The sequence below is a fragment of the Marinobacter xestospongiae genome, from assembly GCF_023156385.1.
GTDB classification, from domain to species: Bacteria; Pseudomonadota; Gammaproteobacteria; order Pseudomonadales; family Oleiphilaceae; genus Marinobacter; species Marinobacter xestospongiae.
Genome location: NZ_JAKZAK010000009.1, coordinates 133,319 through 149,078 on the forward strand (window position 1 = coordinate 133,319; position 15,760 = coordinate 149,078).

15 protein-coding genes are annotated in these 15,760 nt (G+C 64.3%); 4 read left to right on the forward strand and 11 right to left on the reverse strand.

Translation table 11 applies throughout. The annotated features are described in order from the left end of the window. Nucleotides 1–22: 22 nt before the first annotated feature. The 5 genes from MLD24_RS08820 to MLD24_RS08840 all read right to left on the reverse strand — a co-directional run bounded on the left by MLD24_RS08820 (nt 23) and on the right by MLD24_RS08840 (nt 6,205). The gene (locus MLD24_RS08820) at nt 23–2,227 is read right to left on the reverse strand and encodes a TonB-dependent receptor (protein WP_248166254.1); all 2,205 of its coding nucleotides are present in this window, start codon (nt 2,225–2,227) and stop codon (nt 23–25) included. 73 nt (nt 2,228–2,300) lie between these two features. Beyond that, entirely contained in the window at nt 2,301–3,140 is an 840-nt protein-coding gene (locus MLD24_RS08825; protein WP_248166256.1) for an ABC transporter ATP-binding protein, read from the reverse strand. Further along, entirely contained in the window at nt 3,140–4,189 is a 1,050-nt protein-coding gene (locus MLD24_RS08830; RefSeq protein WP_248166258.1) for a FecCD family ABC transporter permease, read from the reverse strand. Before MLD24_RS08830 ends, MLD24_RS08825 begins: the two co-directional genes overlap by 1 nt. Next, the gene (locus MLD24_RS08835) at nt 4,189–5,199 is read right to left on the reverse strand and encodes a FecCD family ABC transporter permease (protein WP_227173845.1); all 1,011 of its coding nucleotides are present in this window, start codon (nt 5,197–5,199) and stop codon (nt 4,189–4,191) included. Before MLD24_RS08835 ends, MLD24_RS08830 begins: the two co-directional genes overlap by 1 nt. Nucleotides 5,200–5,203: 4 nt before the next feature. After that, complete coding sequence (locus MLD24_RS08840; protein ID WP_248166260.1) at nt 5,204–6,205, reverse strand: ABC transporter substrate-binding protein; 1,002 nt, start codon at nt 6,203–6,205, stop codon at nt 5,204–5,206. Nucleotides 6,206–6,434: 229 nt separating this feature from the next. Between MLD24_RS08840 and MLD24_RS08845 the strand changes: the two genes are divergently transcribed. The 4 genes from MLD24_RS08845 to MLD24_RS08860 all read left to right on the forward strand — a co-directional run bounded on the left by MLD24_RS08845 (nt 6,435) and on the right by MLD24_RS08860 (nt 10,706). Next, complete coding sequence (locus tag MLD24_RS08845) at nt 6,435–7,013, forward strand: aminodeoxychorismate/anthranilate synthase component II (protein ID WP_248166262.1); 579 nt, start codon at nt 6,435–6,437, stop codon at nt 7,011–7,013. A 70-nt stretch (nt 7,014–7,083) separates the two neighbouring features. Continuing rightward, nucleotides 7,084–8,127: an anthranilate phosphoribosyltransferase gene (trpD, locus tag MLD24_RS08850; protein WP_248166264.1), complete on the forward strand. Its 1,044-nt coding sequence runs from the start codon at nt 7,084–7,086 to the stop codon at nt 8,125–8,127. Further along, nucleotides 8,124–8,936 carry an indole-3-glycerol phosphate synthase TrpC gene (trpC, locus tag MLD24_RS08855; RefSeq protein WP_248166266.1) on the forward strand — a complete coding sequence of 271 codons (813 nt, stop codon included), beginning with the start codon at nt 8,124–8,126 and terminating at the stop codon, nt 8,934–8,936. The genes trpD and trpC overlap by 4 nt, the downstream gene beginning before the upstream one ends. Before the next feature lie 390 nt (nt 8,937–9,326). Beyond that, nucleotides 9,327–10,706, forward strand: a complete 1,380-nt coding sequence (locus MLD24_RS08860) for an MATE family efflux transporter (RefSeq protein WP_248166268.1) — start codon at nt 9,327–9,329, stop codon at nt 10,704–10,706. Between the two features lie 11 nt (nt 10,707–10,717). Here the strand turns inward: MLD24_RS08860 and MLD24_RS08865 are convergent, their stop codons facing one another. The 6 genes from MLD24_RS08865 to MLD24_RS08890 all read right to left on the reverse strand — a co-directional run bounded on the left by MLD24_RS08865 (nt 10,718) and on the right by MLD24_RS08890 (nt 15,483). After that, a complete protein-coding gene (locus MLD24_RS08865; RefSeq protein WP_248166270.1) occupies nt 10,718–11,002 on the reverse strand; it encodes a DUF2218 domain-containing protein in 285 nt (94 codons plus the stop codon). 106 nt (nt 11,003–11,108) lie between these two features. Then, the gene (locus tag MLD24_RS08870) at nt 11,109–11,774 is read right to left on the reverse strand and encodes a glutathione S-transferase family protein (RefSeq protein WP_227173838.1); all 666 of its coding nucleotides are present in this window, start codon (nt 11,772–11,774) and stop codon (nt 11,109–11,111) included. Between the two features lie 10 nt (nt 11,775–11,784). Beyond that, nucleotides 11,785–12,399 carry a glutathione S-transferase family protein gene (locus MLD24_RS08875; protein WP_227173837.1) on the reverse strand — a complete coding sequence of 205 codons (615 nt, stop codon included), beginning with the start codon at nt 12,397–12,399 and terminating at the stop codon, nt 11,785–11,787. A gap of 139 nt (nt 12,400–12,538) precedes the next feature. After that, nucleotides 12,539–13,273 carry an alpha/beta fold hydrolase gene (locus MLD24_RS08880; RefSeq protein ID WP_248166272.1) on the reverse strand — a complete coding sequence of 245 codons (735 nt, stop codon included), beginning with the start codon at nt 13,271–13,273 and terminating at the stop codon, nt 12,539–12,541. Between the two features lies 1 nt (nt 13,274). Beyond that, nucleotides 13,275–14,375 carry a M14 family zinc carboxypeptidase gene (locus MLD24_RS08885; RefSeq protein ID WP_227173835.1) on the reverse strand — a complete coding sequence of 367 codons (1,101 nt, stop codon included), beginning with the start codon at nt 14,373–14,375 and terminating at the stop codon, nt 13,275–13,277. Nucleotides 14,376–14,505: 130 nt separating this feature from the next. Further along, nucleotides 14,506–15,483 (reverse strand): META domain-containing protein, encoded by a 978-nt coding sequence (locus MLD24_RS08890; protein ID WP_248166274.1) that lies wholly within the window; start codon nt 15,481–15,483, stop codon nt 14,506–14,508. Nucleotides 15,484–15,760: the final 277 nt, after the last annotated feature.

Genomic DNA, 15,760 nt, shown 5'->3' on the forward strand with positions numbered 1-15,760 from the left:
ATCATTCTCAACTAACCCGACATTAGAAGCGGGCGGCCAGACTGATCCCAAACCGGCGCGGGTCACCGGCTTCCACGGTGTGGCCGGCACCAAAGTCGAACTCCACCCGCGAGTAGTATTCATCACCGGCGTTCTTGATCCAGGCGTAGGCCTCCCAATGCTCCGATTCCACTCCGGCCTTGAGGTTCAGCAGGCTGTAGGCGTCCTGTTCGAAGTGATTCTGGCTGTCGAAGTAATAGTCGCCAATGTACTGCACGTCGGCACGGGCGAACAGGTCCAGACCATCGGTCAGCGGACGACGGTGCTGCACCGCCAGATTCGCGGTCAGCTCCGGAGTATTGACCATCTTGTTGCCATTGCAGTTGGCACTGACACCGGAGAAATCGCAGCCCTGGTATCGGACGTATTCGGCGTCGGTGTAACTGCCACTGGCACTGACCAGCCAGCCAGGTGCCGGACGATAGCGAGTCTCAAACTCCACGCCCTGACTGCGGCCCTTGCCGGCGTTGTCGGTCAGAATCTTGCCAGTCTGCGGCACCAGCTGCTGCACCTGCTGATCATCGATCTCGATGTAGAACAGGGCGGTGCTCAACTCCAGGGCACCGGAGAGAAAACTCGACTTATAGCCCAGCTCGTAGTTGGTGCTGGTTTCGGAGTCGTACGTCGGGTCGTCCTCACTGGGATAGAGATAGTCGAAGCCGCCGGCGCGATAGCCACGGCTGACACTGCCGTAGAGCAACCCGTCACTCAGCGTCCACGAGGCGCCAAGTTTCGGCAGCCATTGATTGAAATGCTTGTCGCCCTGGATATGGACACTGGCGCCGCTCTCAAGCTGGGTGCGGATATCCGCCTCACGCTTCTCCCGGTCCAGACGCAGGCCGGCGGAGAGGCTCAGACGCTCACCGACCCGATAATCCAACTGACCAAACACCGCCTGACCGCTGTTGTTCTTGCTGGCATCGGTGAGGTCGCGGTAGGGGCCACCCATACCGAACGCGGTATAGTCCAGTACATTCACACCATCCACGTGGTACTCGCTGCGATAGGCATAAAGCCCCGCCAGCCAGCTCAGCTCGGTCTCGCCACCGGACGCCCAGCGCACTTCCTGGGACAACTGGTTCTGGCTCTCATCCGACGTTGAATGGTGGGTATAGTCAGGATTACTGCCGGCGTCCTGGTCGGCGGAGTTGAGGGTCTCCCAGTCCCGCCAGCCAGTAATGGCGGTCAGGGTTCCAGCATCGAACTGACGGCTGATCGACAACGAGGCGCCCCTGGAGTCCTGATCGTCCTTGCCGTGCATGTTGTGGTCGACCTTGTCCGGATTTCGCTTGATAAAGTCGGCGGTACCAAGAGCGTAGGAATCGCCCCGGCGACGGTCATAGTCCAGAATCAGATCGGCTTCAAGATCGTGAGATGGCTGCCAGCGCAGCTTCACCCGGGCACTGGCCTCGCGGGTTTCGCCATAGTCCTCGCCGGTATGGATGTTGGTGAGGTGGCCATCGTCATCGGTGGCCGACAGGCTGACACTGGCGAACAGCTCGTCACGGATCAGCGGCACACTGCCCTGCAGACCCAGCTTGTGCCGGTCCAGATTATCCGCGGACAGCGACAGGCGCCCCGTCGCTGTGTTCCCGGGTGGCCGGGTGACGATGTTGATGATGCCGCCAAGGGAATTGCCACCGTACAGGGTGCCCTGGGGCCCCCGCAGCACCTCGACCCGCTCGATGTCCATCAACTCCAGGTCGAACATGCCGTTGCTGGTGTAATTGACGCCATCGACGTAGAAGCCCACGGTCTGGTCGGTAAACAACCCGGGGCCGATGCCGCGAATAAAAATGTTGCTTTCGCGACTGCCTCCCCAGGTGAAGACATGCAGGTTCGGCACCTGCTGGCCCAGCTCCTCCAGGCTCTCCACTTCGGCGTCCGCCAGCTCCTCGCCGCTCCTGGCGGACACGCTGCCACTGACGTCCATCACCTCCGCCTGGCGCTTCTCCGCGGTTACGGTAATCGGTTCCAGTGCCAGCGGTGCCGCAGCCGGCGCCGCCAACGAGGTCAGGGGAGCCAGCCCAAGGCCTGCCGCCGCGCCCCAACCCAGCCAGCTGTCCGCCAGCGCGTTACGCGACCGGGTCAAACCGGACGACGGCGCCCGGGACTTGAGTTTGCACAGGGCGTTAGAGGCGGGGTTGGCAGTTCCGGCCAGAGCTGACCGGTGGGACAGTCGCAACATCACAGGACTCCTTCAACTTGATTGGCGAATGCGTCTCATTTGCCTTCATTCTGTGCCAGTCACCAATCAACCACTACCCGAAAACGTCGGCGTCCCCCGTTTCCGTCGCTCGTTCCTGCGCTGGCAGCCGAGCCATCATCTGGGGATGCCGGCGGCCATCGTGCTGCTGCATCACCCACGCCGCCTCAATGCCAAACACCCGCCGCAACAACGCCGGCGTCAGCACTTCCGCCGGCCTGCCATCGGCCTGCAGGCGTCCCTGGTCCATCACCAGCAACCGGTCGGCGTATTCGCTGGCCTGATTGAGATCATGCAGCACCATCGCCACCGTCAGCCCCCGGTCGCGATTGAGCTGTCGCAACAACGAAAGCACCTCCAGCTGATGGCCGATATCGAGGAAAGTGGTGGGTTCATCCAACAACAGGTAGTCGGCCTGCTGCGCCAGAGCCAGGGCCACCCAGGCCCGCTGCCGCTCGCCCCCGGACAGGGCCTGGAACTCGCGGTTCTGCAGCCCGGCCATGCCCGTCAGCGCCAGCGCGTCTGCCACTGCGGCACGGTCAGCAGCACTGCTGCGCCCAAACAGGCCCTGATGGGCGAAGCGGCCGTGGGCGACCAACTGGCGAACGGTTATGTCCTCCGGAGCCTCCGGGTTCTGGGGCAGCAATGCCAGCCGCCGGGCCAGGGGCCGATGGCCCCACTGCGCCAGCTCACGCCCCTCCAGGCACACCCGGCCAGACAGCGGCGTCAGCACCCCTGCCAGGGCCTTGAGCAGGGTTGATTTGCCGCAGCCATTGGGGCCCACCAGACAATGGATTGCTCCCCGTGACAGGGAGAGGGACAGCTCCGGCACAATGGTCCGCGGCGATGCCGGCCCACGGTATCCCAGCACCAGCCTTTCGGCACTCAGGGTCATCACGATCTTCCGCCTTGTTTGATCAACAGGTACAACAGCACCGGAATACCCAGCAGCGTGGTGAGCGCCCCGGCGGGTAGCTCCAGCGGGCTGGCCAGGGTACGCCCGACGATATCCGCCGCCAGGGTCAGGACACCGCCCAGCAACAGGCACACCGGCACCTGGGCAGCAAAGGACCCTCGCGCCAGCAGCCTGGCCAAGTGCGGCACAATCAGCCCGACAAACCCCATGGGCCCGGCCACGGCGACGGCACTGGCTGCCAGCACGACGGCCACCGCCAGCGCCAGCAGCCGCCAGCGTTGCACGGCCAGCCCCAGGGTCTGGGCCTGATGGTCACCAAAGCGCAGCAACGACAGCGGCTTGAGCGCCGGCAACAGTGCCAGCAGGCCGGCCAGGGTCCACGGCAACAGCAACCACAGGTGGCTGAAATCGCGGCCATACAGACTGCCGGCCAGCCACATCAGCGTGGTTTCGGTGCGGCTGCCACCCCAGACCACCACCACCCACATCACCGCCGCGTTCAACACCGCGCCTACGGCAATCCCGGTCAGTGCCAGTCGCGCCGGTGCCAAGCCATTGCGCCAGGCCAGCGCCAGCACCAGCGCCGCCACCATCAGACCACCCACCAGGGCCGCCCAGGGCAGACCGGCAAGCCCGACACCGGCGGCCACGCCCGGCAGCAGGTCGGAGAGCAACAACAGGATCACCACCGCCAGCCCGGCACCTCCGGAGACCCCAACCACACCGGGATCGGCCAGCGGGTTGCGGATCACCCGCTGCAGGATCAACCCGGACAGAGCAAACTGCGCCCCCACCACCACCGCCAGCAAGGTCCGCGGCAGCCGGAGGTTCCACAGTACCGGGAAGTCCGCCGGGTTTGCCGACACCATGCCCCGATACAACGTGCCCCAGTCCAGCGCGACCGTTCCCAGGCGCAAAGACGCCAGCACCAACGCCAACAACATCACCACCAGCATCGCCAGCGCGGGCCATCGGCGGACGGTGCCGCCGCGTTCTGCCACCACCGTTTCAGCATTCGCCGCCGCCATCAGCCCGCCCCGCCCTGTCGACGCACCAGCAGCACCAGCAACGGCCCGCCCAGCAACACACACAGAATACCCACCGGCACCCCAACCAGCCGGGCGACACAATCCGCCAGCGCCACCAGCGCGGCGCCAGTCAACGCCGACAGCGGCAGCAGCCAGCGATGGGGCAAGGCCCCACCAGCGCTCCGCCGGAGAGCCAGGCGCACCAGATGGGGCGCCACCAGGCCAACAAAACCGATGGGACCGGCTACCGCCACGGTGGCGGCCGTCAGCACCACCGCCAGCAACCCCAGAACCAGCCGCCAGCGCTGCACTGGCAGGCCCACAGCCGCGGTGGTCAGCTCGTCCAGGGTCAGCAGATCCAGGACCCGGGCAAACGCCATACCCAGCACCAGCCCCGGCACCACCAGCGGGTAGAGCTGGTGGACATGGTCCCAGGTGCGGTTCATCAGGCTGCCGGTCAGCCAGTAGTAGATGCCATTGGCGCCGGTATCGGCCGTCACCAGCAACAAGGTGATGGCCGCAAAGAAGAACAAGGCGATGCTCATGCCGGCAAGCAGCAGGTAGGTCGGGTTCAGTCGGGTCTGCCAGGCCACCGCAAACGTCAGCAGCCCGGCGGCAAAGCCACCAGCGGTTCCCAGTGGCAACAGCGTGGCGGGCGGCAAGCCCAGCACCAGATAGCCCAGAACGATGGCAAAGGAGGCCCCGGCACTGACCCCCATCAGATCCGGGGTCCCCAGAGGATTGCGGGTAATCGACTGTACCAGGGTGCCAGCCATACCCAGCGCAGCGCCCACCAGTACGGCAGTCACCGCCCGTGGCAGCCGCAGTTGCTGGACCACAAAGCCATCAACCCCGTCGCCGCTGTCCCGTAACGCCTGCAATACCTGTTGCGGGGCCAGCCAACGCTCGCCCCAGGCGAGTGAGATCAGGGTGGCCGCGGCCGCCAGCAACAGACAAAACAGCGCCAGCACGGTGGCCCGGCAGCTCAGTTCCCGGTTATCCAACTCCACGGTGTCAGCGCGAAACGAAGGTCAGCGGCCGGGCACGGGCGGCGGCTGGCAGGTCGGCCGGAGCGGCAAAACGTTCCGGATAGAACAGATGGGCCATTTCCCGCAGTACCAGCTCCCGGGCGATTGGCCCGTGAGGCATCACGTACTGGTCGCTGACCCGGAACACCCGATTGTTGCGCACCGCGTCCAGCCGCTGCCACACCGGATGCCGGCTCACCGGACGGTCGTCGCCGGTGAACGACAGGATCACATCCGGGTTCAGACGCAGCAGTTGCTCCATGGTCAGCACACCGGCATCCGGTTTCTTGAACTCGGGTGTTGGCGTAGGTCCCATGGCATTGGTGACCTGCAGTCGGTTCATCAAGGTGGTGCTCAGGTGATGGTCGTAGAAGGCGTAGAGAGTATCCGCCCAGTGCCAGATCAGCAGCGCCGAAACACCGCCCGGGGCGGCATCGGCCAGCTCGGCCACGTCGTCGGCAAAGGCCGCGTTCAGCGCCTGCCCCCGGGCTTCGTCACCCAGGGCCCGAGCCACCGCCACCACCGCCCGGTCGGAATCCTCGTAGGTCATCAGGTCGAACGCCAGGAACTGGCCGATTTCCTCAAACTTGCGCTCGAAGGGCTCGGTGTACTGCCGCAGACCAATCACCAGGTCCGGACTGAGTTCGGTCAGCCGCTCCAGATTCGGCTCATGCACCTCACCAAGGTCCACCATCGCAGCCACCCGCTCGCCCAGGTAGGCCGGACGCCGGTGATTGAGCGTCGACACCCCCTGCACCGGTTGCCCCAGCGCCGCCATCACATCGGCTCCAAACGCCGAGATGGCGGCCACCGTCAGCGGCGCCCGGGTAAAGGTCACCGGCGCCGGACGGTCATCTTTCACCACCACCGGATAGGCCCCGTCCGCCCGCAGGGCCCCAGCCAGCAGAAGCCAGAGCGCCAGGACAAGGCCCAATGACTGCAGGGCAGAGAAATCACGAAAGCGAAACAGGTGACAGCAGGAAAGCATGGCGACGTTCATCCAGGCACAGAAACGGGGTTGGACACGGCCGCCGATTGTCGCCGTCCGCCTCCGGGCCCACTACCCGAATCGGGATAAAATACCCGGGGCCGGCCAGGCTGATCAGTTTTCACCCCGGCGAGTCGTTATTGTCCCCTCCCCCCTCGGCTGCAATAATGCCCGACTACGCAAGAGACGTGACAGCGCCCCCAGACCAACGCCAAAGGATGTGACCGCCATGCTGCTGATGATCGACAACTACGACAGCTTCACCTACAACGTGGTGCAGTACCTGGCGGAGCTGGGGGCGGACGTTCAGGTGCATCGCAACGATGAGATCACCATCGAACAGATCGAGGCCCTGGAGCCTGAGCGACTGGTGATTTCCCCCGGCCCCTGTACTCCCAACGAGGCCGGTATCTCGATGGAGGCCATTCGCCACTTTGCCGGCAGGCTGCCGATCCTCGGTATCTGCCTCGGGCACCAGTCCATCGGCCAGGTGTTCGGAGGCAAGGTGGTGCGAGCCGGCCAGGTCATGCATGGCAAGGTATCAAAGGTGTACCACAACGACAGCGGCGTGTTCCGCGGCCTCAACAACCCGCTTCAGACCACCCGTTATCACAGTCTGGTGATCGCGCAGGACAGCCTGCCGGAGTGCCTGGAAGTAACCGCCTGGACCCGCAACGACGACGGCTCGATGGAAGAGATCATGGGCGTTCGCCACAAGGCCCTGCCCATTGAAGGTGTACAGTTCCACCCGGAATCGATCATGACCGAGCAGGGCCACGAACTGCTGCGGAATTTTTTACGCAGCTGATCGTCAGGCGCTGCAAGCGGCCGCGCCCCAACAGCCCACCCGATACGAACCGACCACAAGAGAGCGACTCATGGATATCAAGCAAGCCCTCAACCGCATCGTCGCCAACCTGGATCTGAACCGGGAAGAGATGAAAGACGTGATGCGCATCGTGATGAAGGGAGAAGCTACCGATGCCCAGATCGGTGCCCTGCTGATGGGACTGCGGATCAAGAGCGAGACCATCGAAGAGATCACTGGTGCCACAGAGGTAATGCGGGAGCTGGCCACTGGGGTCACCATCAACGCTGATCCTCTGGTCGACATCGTCGGTACCGGCGGCGACGGCGCCAACCTGTTCAACGTCTCCAGCGCCGCCTCCTTCGTGGTGGCCGCCGCCGGCGGTTACGTGGCCAAGCATGGCAACCGGGCGGTGTCGTCCAAGAGTGGCAGCGCCGATCTGCTGGAAAAAGCCGGCATCAACCTCAACATGGCTCCGGAACAGGTGGCCCGCTGCGTCGAAGAGATCGGCGTCGGCTTCATGTTCGCGCCGGCCCATCACGGTGCCATGAAGCACGCCATCGGTCCCCGTCGGGAACTGGGTATGCGCACCATCTTCAACATCCTGGGCCCGATGACCAACCCGGCCGGGGTCAAACGCCAGCTGATCGGGGTATTCACTCAGGAACTGTGCCGGCCAATGGCGGAAGTGCTCAAGACACTGGGCAGCGAGCACATTCTGGTGGTGCACTCCAAAGACGGACTGGATGAGATCAGCCTGGCCAGCCAGACTTACGTGGCGGAACTCAAGGACGGCGAGATTCGGGAGTTCGCCATCACCCCGGAAGAACTCGGCATCGCCAGCCAGTCGCTGGTGGGCCTGGATGTCGCCACCTCGGACGAGTCACTGAAGCTGATCCGCGCCGCCTTCGGCCGCGGCCATGATGACATGGCCGAGAAGGCCCGCGATATGATCGCCCTCAACGCCGGCGCCGCCATCTACGTGGCCGGCCTAGCCCGTACCATGAAGGAAGGCGTCGACCTGGCCCTGGATGCCATCGGCAGCGGCCTGGCGGCCGGCAAACTGTCCGAGCTGGCCGACTTCTCACACTGCTTTGACGGCAACAGCCAATGACCAATCGACACAACGACCGGACCCCCACCATTCTGCGCAAGATCGTGGAGCGCAAATGGCAGGAAATCGACGAACGCAAACCCCGCGCGCCGCTGACTGACCTGCAGGCCCGCGCAGGTGACCAACCGCCCGCACGGGGATTTGTATCCGCGATGCGGTCGCGGATCGAGGCCCGTCAGCCGGCGGTGATCGCCGAAATCAAGAAAGCTTCACCCAGCAAGGGCATCCTGCGGGACCCGTTTGATCCCCCCGCCATTGCCGAGAGCTACGCCGGCGCCGGCGCCGCCTGCCTGTCGGTGCTCACCGACCGGGACTTCTTCCAGGGCCATGAGGATTATATGGTGGCTGCCCGCAACGCCTGCGACCTGCCGGTGATCCGCAAGGACTTCATGGTGGCGCCCTACCAGGTGTACGAAAGCCGCGCTCTTGGCGCGGACTGCATCCTGCTGATCGCCGCCTGCCTGACCCGGGACCAGATGCAGGAACTCGAGGGCATTGCCCACGAGATTGGCCTGGACGTGCTGGTGGAAGTGCACGATGGCGAAGAGCTGGATGATGCCCTCACCCTGACCACGCCGCTGGTGGGCATCAACAACCGCAACCTGCACACCTTTGAGGTGTCGCTGGACACCACCTTCGATCTCCACAGCCGGATTCCCGCTGAGCGGCTGACGGTGACCGAGAGTGGCATCCTCACCCGGGATGACGTCACCGCGATGACTGACCAGGGCATCCACGGCTTCCTGGTCGGGGAATCGTTCATGCGCGCGGCAGACCCCGGCACCAAACTGCGGAAGCTGTTTTTCTAGGACCTTTTCGCCCCCCACCTCGGGTTGGCCGCCGCTGCCGGCCCGGGGCTGCGGCATTCGCCTATTCCCAAAACCCGCTCGGCTGCCAGCATAAGCGCCACCAACACCATCCCTAGTGTCCGGTTTGGTTAATTCGTTGACTTACTGAGCCACTGACAACCCGAAGAGCTAGGCGTGCTGGTGACGGTTTGGTGGTTCCAAATCGAGACAGTACAACGACGCTATTCGGGTTGTCAGTGGCTCCCGAAGGGCTTGTCCCTGAGGGCTCTGAGCCTGTGTTGCCACTGTTTGATGTGGAACCACCACATCGGCACAGCGGCGCCTTGGTCAGAACCCTCAGAGACAAGCAGTCAGTTAACGAATTAACCAGACAGGACACCAGAGACTGCCGTGAACACTTCGCCAACCGATAACCCTGTGCTGTCCGGCCCGGTGTGGCCAACCTTCTTCCGCTATGCCCTGCCGTCGGTGGCGGGGTTACTGGCGTTGACCACCGCCAACATCGTGGACGGCCTGTTCATCGGCAACTTCGCCGGCGCCGAGGCACTGGCGGCTCTGAACCTGCTGATTCCCTATTTTACCCTGCTGTTCGGACTCGCCCTGATGCTCGCCATTGGCGGCACGGTGATGGCGGGCAAGTTCCTCGGGCAACAACAGCCGGACCAGGCTGCCACCCTATTCAGCCAGTGCCTGCTGGCGACGGTGGCCCTGGGGCTGGTGGCGGCGGTGCTGTCGCTCAGCCTGGAAGAGCCCCTGTTCCGAGCACTCGGGGCCGACCCCGAGCTGTTTCCGCTGATGCAGAGCTACTTTCGCATCATCACCTGGGGGCTAGTGATTCAGATCAGTGGCGTGGTGCTGTACTACTTCGTGCGGGTGGATGGCTACCCGGGGCTCGCCACCCTGGCCCTGGCGGTGGGCGCCGGCACCAACATCGTGCTGGACATGGTGCTGGTCGCCGGCTTCGATCTGGGATTGTCGGGCGCGGCCATTGCCACCGCCGTGGCGGCCGTGCTGCAACTGCTGGTGCTGATGAACTACTTCCGTGGAGACCATCGCCTGCGCCTGTCGCTGCCGCGCCAGGGCTGGGGACGCCTGGGTCGGGCGGCCTACAATGGGGTTTCGGAGTGGATCAACGAAGCCTCGGTGGGGGTGGTGATGCTGTTGATCAACTGGCTGCTGATGCGGCAGCACGGGGTCGACGGCGTAGCGGCGTTCACCGTGGTGAACTACCTGATCTTTCTCAGCCTGATGGTGTTTTACGGCATTGCCGATGCCATGAACGTGCTGGTGAGCCATAACCTCGGGGCGGGCCAGGCCGACCGTATCCGCCGCTTCATGATCAGTGGTGCCACCACCATCGGTGGCCTCAGCGTGCTACTGTTGCTGGCCCTGTGGCTGTTTGCCGACAGCCTGATCACACTGTTCCTGGCCCCCAGCGACGTCCAAGCCGGCAATCTGGCGACCGACTTCCTGGCGGTGCTGTGGCCGCTGTTCGTGGTCAACGGCTTTAACGTACTGGTGTCGGTCTATCTGACCGCCATGCACCAGCCGTTACCCTCCGCCGCCATTGCCCTGTCCCGCAGTCTGGTCCTGCCAGCGGCACTGCTGCTGGTACTGGGGTGGTGGCTGCCGCAATGGCCGCTGTTGCTGGCCCTGCCGCTGGCGGAGTGGCTGACCTTCGTACTGGCGCTGGCGTGCCTGGCGCGCTTTCGCCCCAGCCGGGTGATTGCCGCCGACCGCCCACTCACCACGGCCGCCGGCTCGGCCTGACCACCACCGTTTCAGGCAGCGGTCCAGACCACGGTCAGGGTTTCATTGCGGGCGAAGCCTTCCAGATGCACCGCCACGATCTGCCCCACCTGCTCCAGCGCGGCCTCGTCGCCGGCCTGGCAGTGGATCGACAGTCCCTCGTCGCGGGCTTCCAGGCGACACTGGCCCATGGCGAACGCCACATCGCCCTGGTGGTCGCCCCAGGTGACGTCCACCTTGTGACTGAAGTGGCGGCACAGCCGCTTGAGGTAACGGCTGGCGTCGGCGGTTGCCACCAGGGCGTGCTTTGCTGGCATCGGGGTCTCCTTGTCCGGTTAAAACCCGGAATGATTACCGTTTGTCAGCGCATCTGCAAGTCAGCACGGCTGTCCCAGGGGATGCCCTCCAGGACTCACAACCACGTCAGCGCGTCACCATGGTTTGCGCCGCAGCCACCAGTTTGTCGGATGCCTGCAGGCGCTCGGGCTTGCGCACCCCCGCCTGGCAGCCGGGGCGGGCCGACAGTTCGTCGAGCCAGCGTTGCAGATGACCGAGCCCCTCCACCGACACGCCGGACCAGCTGTAGGTACGCACCCAGGCCCAGTTGGCAAAGTCGGCAATGGTGAGTTCGTCGCCCGCCAGGTAGGGGGCTTCTCCCAGGCGCCGGTCCAGTACTTCAAACAACCGCCGGCACTCGTGCTGGTAGCGGTCGATGGCGGGCTGGATGGTCTCCGGGAAGTAGCGGTAGAACACATTGGCCTGCCCCATCATCGGACCAACGCCGCCCATCTGGAACATCAGCCACTGCAGGGCCCGGGAGCGGACCCGGGGATCGGAGGGGTAGAACTGGCCGGTCTTTTCCCCCAGGTAGACCAGAATGGCGCCGGATTCGAACACCACGAAATCGTCGGCGTCCCGGTCCACCAGCACCGGAATACGACCATTGGGGTTCAGCGCCAGGAAGCTTTCCTGCTTCTGCTCGCCCTTGGCCAGGTCCACCGGGATCAGGTTGTAGTCCAGTCCCATTTCCTCCAGTGCCACCGTCACCTTGTAGCCATTGGGGGTGGGTGATGTGTACAGATCCAGCATGGCCCTCTCCTTAAACCCGGGCCGAATCGCGGCTGTTGATACGGTCGTACCAGGCCTGCAGATGGGTCTGCTCGGGCTGGATACGCAGGCGGTTCACCTTGTTGAAGTCGACGGTGGTGAAGGCGTTGATGTCGGCGGCACTGAAGTGCTCGCCACAGATGTAGTCACGACCTTCCAGATGTTTGTTGAGGAAGTGGAAGAACTTCTCCACCGCGGTACGGCACTCCTCGCCCCATTCCTTGATCGGGTTCATCCGATCCTTGAAATAGCCGCTGGTGTGCTGGAAACACATGCCGGTGGGCAGGAAGAAACCAAACTCGATCCACCGCAGCCACTGTTCAATGTGGGCCTTCTCCAGCGGATCGCGGCCCATCAGCGGCGGTTCCGGATGCAGTTCCTCAAAGTAGCGACAGATGGCCATGGTTTCGGCGATGCAGGTGCCATCATCCAGTTCCAGTACCGGAACCTTCTTCATCGGGTTCTTGGCGGCGAATTCCGGGGTCAGGTTGTCACCGCCCTGAAGATCCAGCTCTTCAAACGCCACCTGATCCAACAGGCCTTTCTCGGCCAGGAACATGCGTACGCGACGGGGATTGGGGGCGACCTTGGACTCGTAGATTTTCATTGTTTTGACCTCAGCTCCGGTAATGGGGATTGACCAACGGCGGGCACATGCCGCCTTCGGCCTTACCGAGACTGACGCCAAAAAAGAGTTGCGTCAAGCAACCGCTTTCCCAATGCGATCCCGCAATCCGGCTGGCCCGTTACTCGAGGCAGAACGCCCGCAGCTGGCGGATCACCCAGTCGGCATCGTCCAGCGGCAGGTCATGGCCGGCGTCTGGGTGGACCTTGAGCGTCCACTGCCACCGTCGTTCCAGGGCGCGACTGCAGCGCCAGTCCACCAACCGGTCCTGCTGACTCGCCAGCAGCAGGGCATCCGGCAATGGCCGCCGGGATGCCGGCCGGAAGCGGGCGGCGGCGGCAATCTGCCTCAGGGCGTTGGTGGCGGTGACCGGGCGCTGGCGCTGGATGCTGTACCACTGTTTGGCGGTCTGCACCGCCATCGGACGGTTGGACGACAGCGCCAGGATATCGCTCTCACGGTGAAACAGTTCCCGCCGCGCCAGCAACCTCAACAGCTTCGGCCAGGCGGTGGGCTTCATGCGCTGCCAGGGCGGGCTGAAACCGGAGCTGGTGTTGATCAGCACCAGTTGCTGGATCTCCCCTTCCTGCGCCTGCTGGGCCCAGTCCAGCGCCACCATACCGCCCAGGGACAGGGCGATCAGGCCATAGGGGCGGGGAATGTGCTGAACCTGGCGCTGCACGCAGGCGCGGATGTCCGCAATGGTGGTGGGACTGGCCTCCTTGAAGTGAACACCCGTACCCGGCAGGTCCACGGTGTGGAACTGATGCCCAGGGAAGGCCGTCGCCAATTGCTGGCGGAACGCCCCCCAATGGGCCTGTTCGCGGGCCAGTCCCCGCAACAGAATCCATCTCATGTCATCGGTTATCCCGGTACCAGTGCATAATGGCCGCTTCCCTCAGCATGGACGCTTCCTCCGACACCGGCAACCAGTGGTCGTGGCTGGCAGCCGCGCTGGCCAGGAAATCCAGCAGCGGCAGATGACTGCGCAGCACCCGCTGATGGCGATGGGGCACCAGCGGGTTGAACAGGCCATCGAGCCGCAGCAACTGCCGTGGGCGTTTGCGAATCCAGCGCCAGGAACCCATCTCCAGGGTCAGCGGGATAAAGGCGCCTTCGCTGTGACGGTTGACCTGCTTGTAGAAGTAATCCCACAGATCGCCATGGGTCAGGTAGTGGCGGGACTGGGGTTCAAAACGGTAGTCGTGATTGGGGTAGGCCTGCTCCCAGATCACCTTAAGCGCCATCACCGAGGCGATACGGCGCATCGGACGACGGCGGTAGGCGTAGGGAAACCAGATCTGATCCTGCCAGCCGAAGCCGGAGTGGCAGTCCAGCGCCAGGCTGAACGGACGTCCCGGCAGCAGGCTGTTGATCACCCCCTCCAGGGCCCGGTTCTCTGGCTCCATGCCCTGCTCCGGATCGCCAATGTACCAGGGCAGACGGGGCGACAGTCGCTGGCCGCCCAGCAGGAAGGCACTGCGATCCTGAGCGGTGATGGGGGCGTTGCGCATCAGGTCGACGCCGTTGGGATTGCTGCGCTGGTTCAGGTACATGCCGCCGGGGTTGAGGATTGGCAGTACGGTGATGTGAACCTTTTCCAGCAACTCCCGCAGGTGCTGGTCCCACTTCAGCCGCGACAACAGGTTCCGCAGCCAGGCGATCACCACCTGCGAGCCGATGCGTTCGAGCCCGTGCACCCCGCCCACCAGCAGGAACGCCGGCACGTTGGGCGAGTCGCTGCCCAGGTCGGCGCGGTAGATGGGCACGGTCACGTCCTTCAGCGCCACCCGCTCCACCACCTGGGTGCTGACCCAGCCCGGCGCTTCCGCCAGGGTACGCTCCAGCTTGACCATCTCTGGCAGGAAGGTCCGTAGCAGGCGACGTTGACGGCTGTCGCGGGTGGCCTGTTCGGCGGGAATGGCGGCGTGGGGGGTAAGGGCTCTGAGTTCGGTCATGGAGCCAACGCTATAGCCGAAGTGCTACCGTTTGGTGACAGTCACCACCGACCGGTGGAAGCAGGATGGGAAACGGCATCGCGGCTACCGGAACGGCGGCCGCGATGCCGTTCCGGTAGCCGCTACGGAGTTACTGGCTCAGCGAGCGGGACGGATAGGCGCGGATAGTGCCACCTTCGGTGGTGGTGAGCACCAGGGCGCCATCGGCGTTAAAATCAGCGGAGCGGACCTGCTCCAGACTGCCCATGAAACGACGCTCCTGCGCCAGCACCTCAGGCTGGCAGGCCATCATGGTGGAGGCCAGGCGGCTGATACCGAGACCTTCCCCGGTCACCTCATACCCACCCATGAAGCGGTTACAGGAGGCCCGACCGGCGATGCGGTCATCGGCCAGGAAATTGATGGTGGCGCGGGTGTCATCCACCATGCCCTCGCCATCAATCGACTCCACCACCCATTCCACGCCCTGCAGCAACTGCCGGGGATCGCCACCACAACCGGCCAACGTGCGGCCATTGCGGTTCAGCTCAACCTGGTAGGGATGGGGCATACCGGTCATGGAATCGCGACACAGCTGGCGCTCCACCGCCAGGGTCACCGGACCGTTTGCCAGCTCAGCGGTCAGGGTCAGCCCCAACGGCTGCCGTGACTGCACCTGATACGGCACCACCTGGCTGGTCTTGCCAGGTTCATCGAAGGTGAGCTGATCCTGCGCCAGGCTGACCCGCCAGAACGGCTCATTGCCACCGGCGCTGAAAGTGTCAGGTACGGCGTCGAGGGCCACACACTCGGGCCAGGCACGGCCATCCACTTCCAGCAAAGCGAGGTCACCCTTGGTCCAGAAGCTGGTACCGGCGTTGTTGGGGCTCTGGTACTTGGCGCCGGACGCCGCCGGCACCTGCTCCAGCACCAGGGTGCGGTTGCCGGCCTGCAGCGTCGCCCGCTCACCGTCGAAACCGGCCAGCACCTGAAGCTGGCCACACTCATAGCCGGCCAGCGGTTCCACACTGCTGCCACCGGCGGCCATCCCACCGCCAATCGAGGCGCAACCCGACAATGCGGCCAGCCCAGTCAGGGCCGCCGCCGCAAGAGGACGCATTGGGTTCATGTTTTATCTCCTAAGTGTGCCGCTTGGCGAATTCGCTGATCTACTGCGTGACGCTGGGGCCTCTGGCCTAGGCGCCAATCCGCAGGTGTGGTGGTGCCACATCAAGGATTGGAAACACCGGCCAGAGGCCCCAGCGTCGCGCCCTTCGGGAGCCACTGAGAGCCTTGATAGCCGCGTTACGCTGTCTCGATTTGGAACCACCAAACCTTCACCACCGTGCCTTGCTCTCAAGGCTCTCAGTGGCTCAGTAGATTAGCGAATTCGCCAAACGGCACAC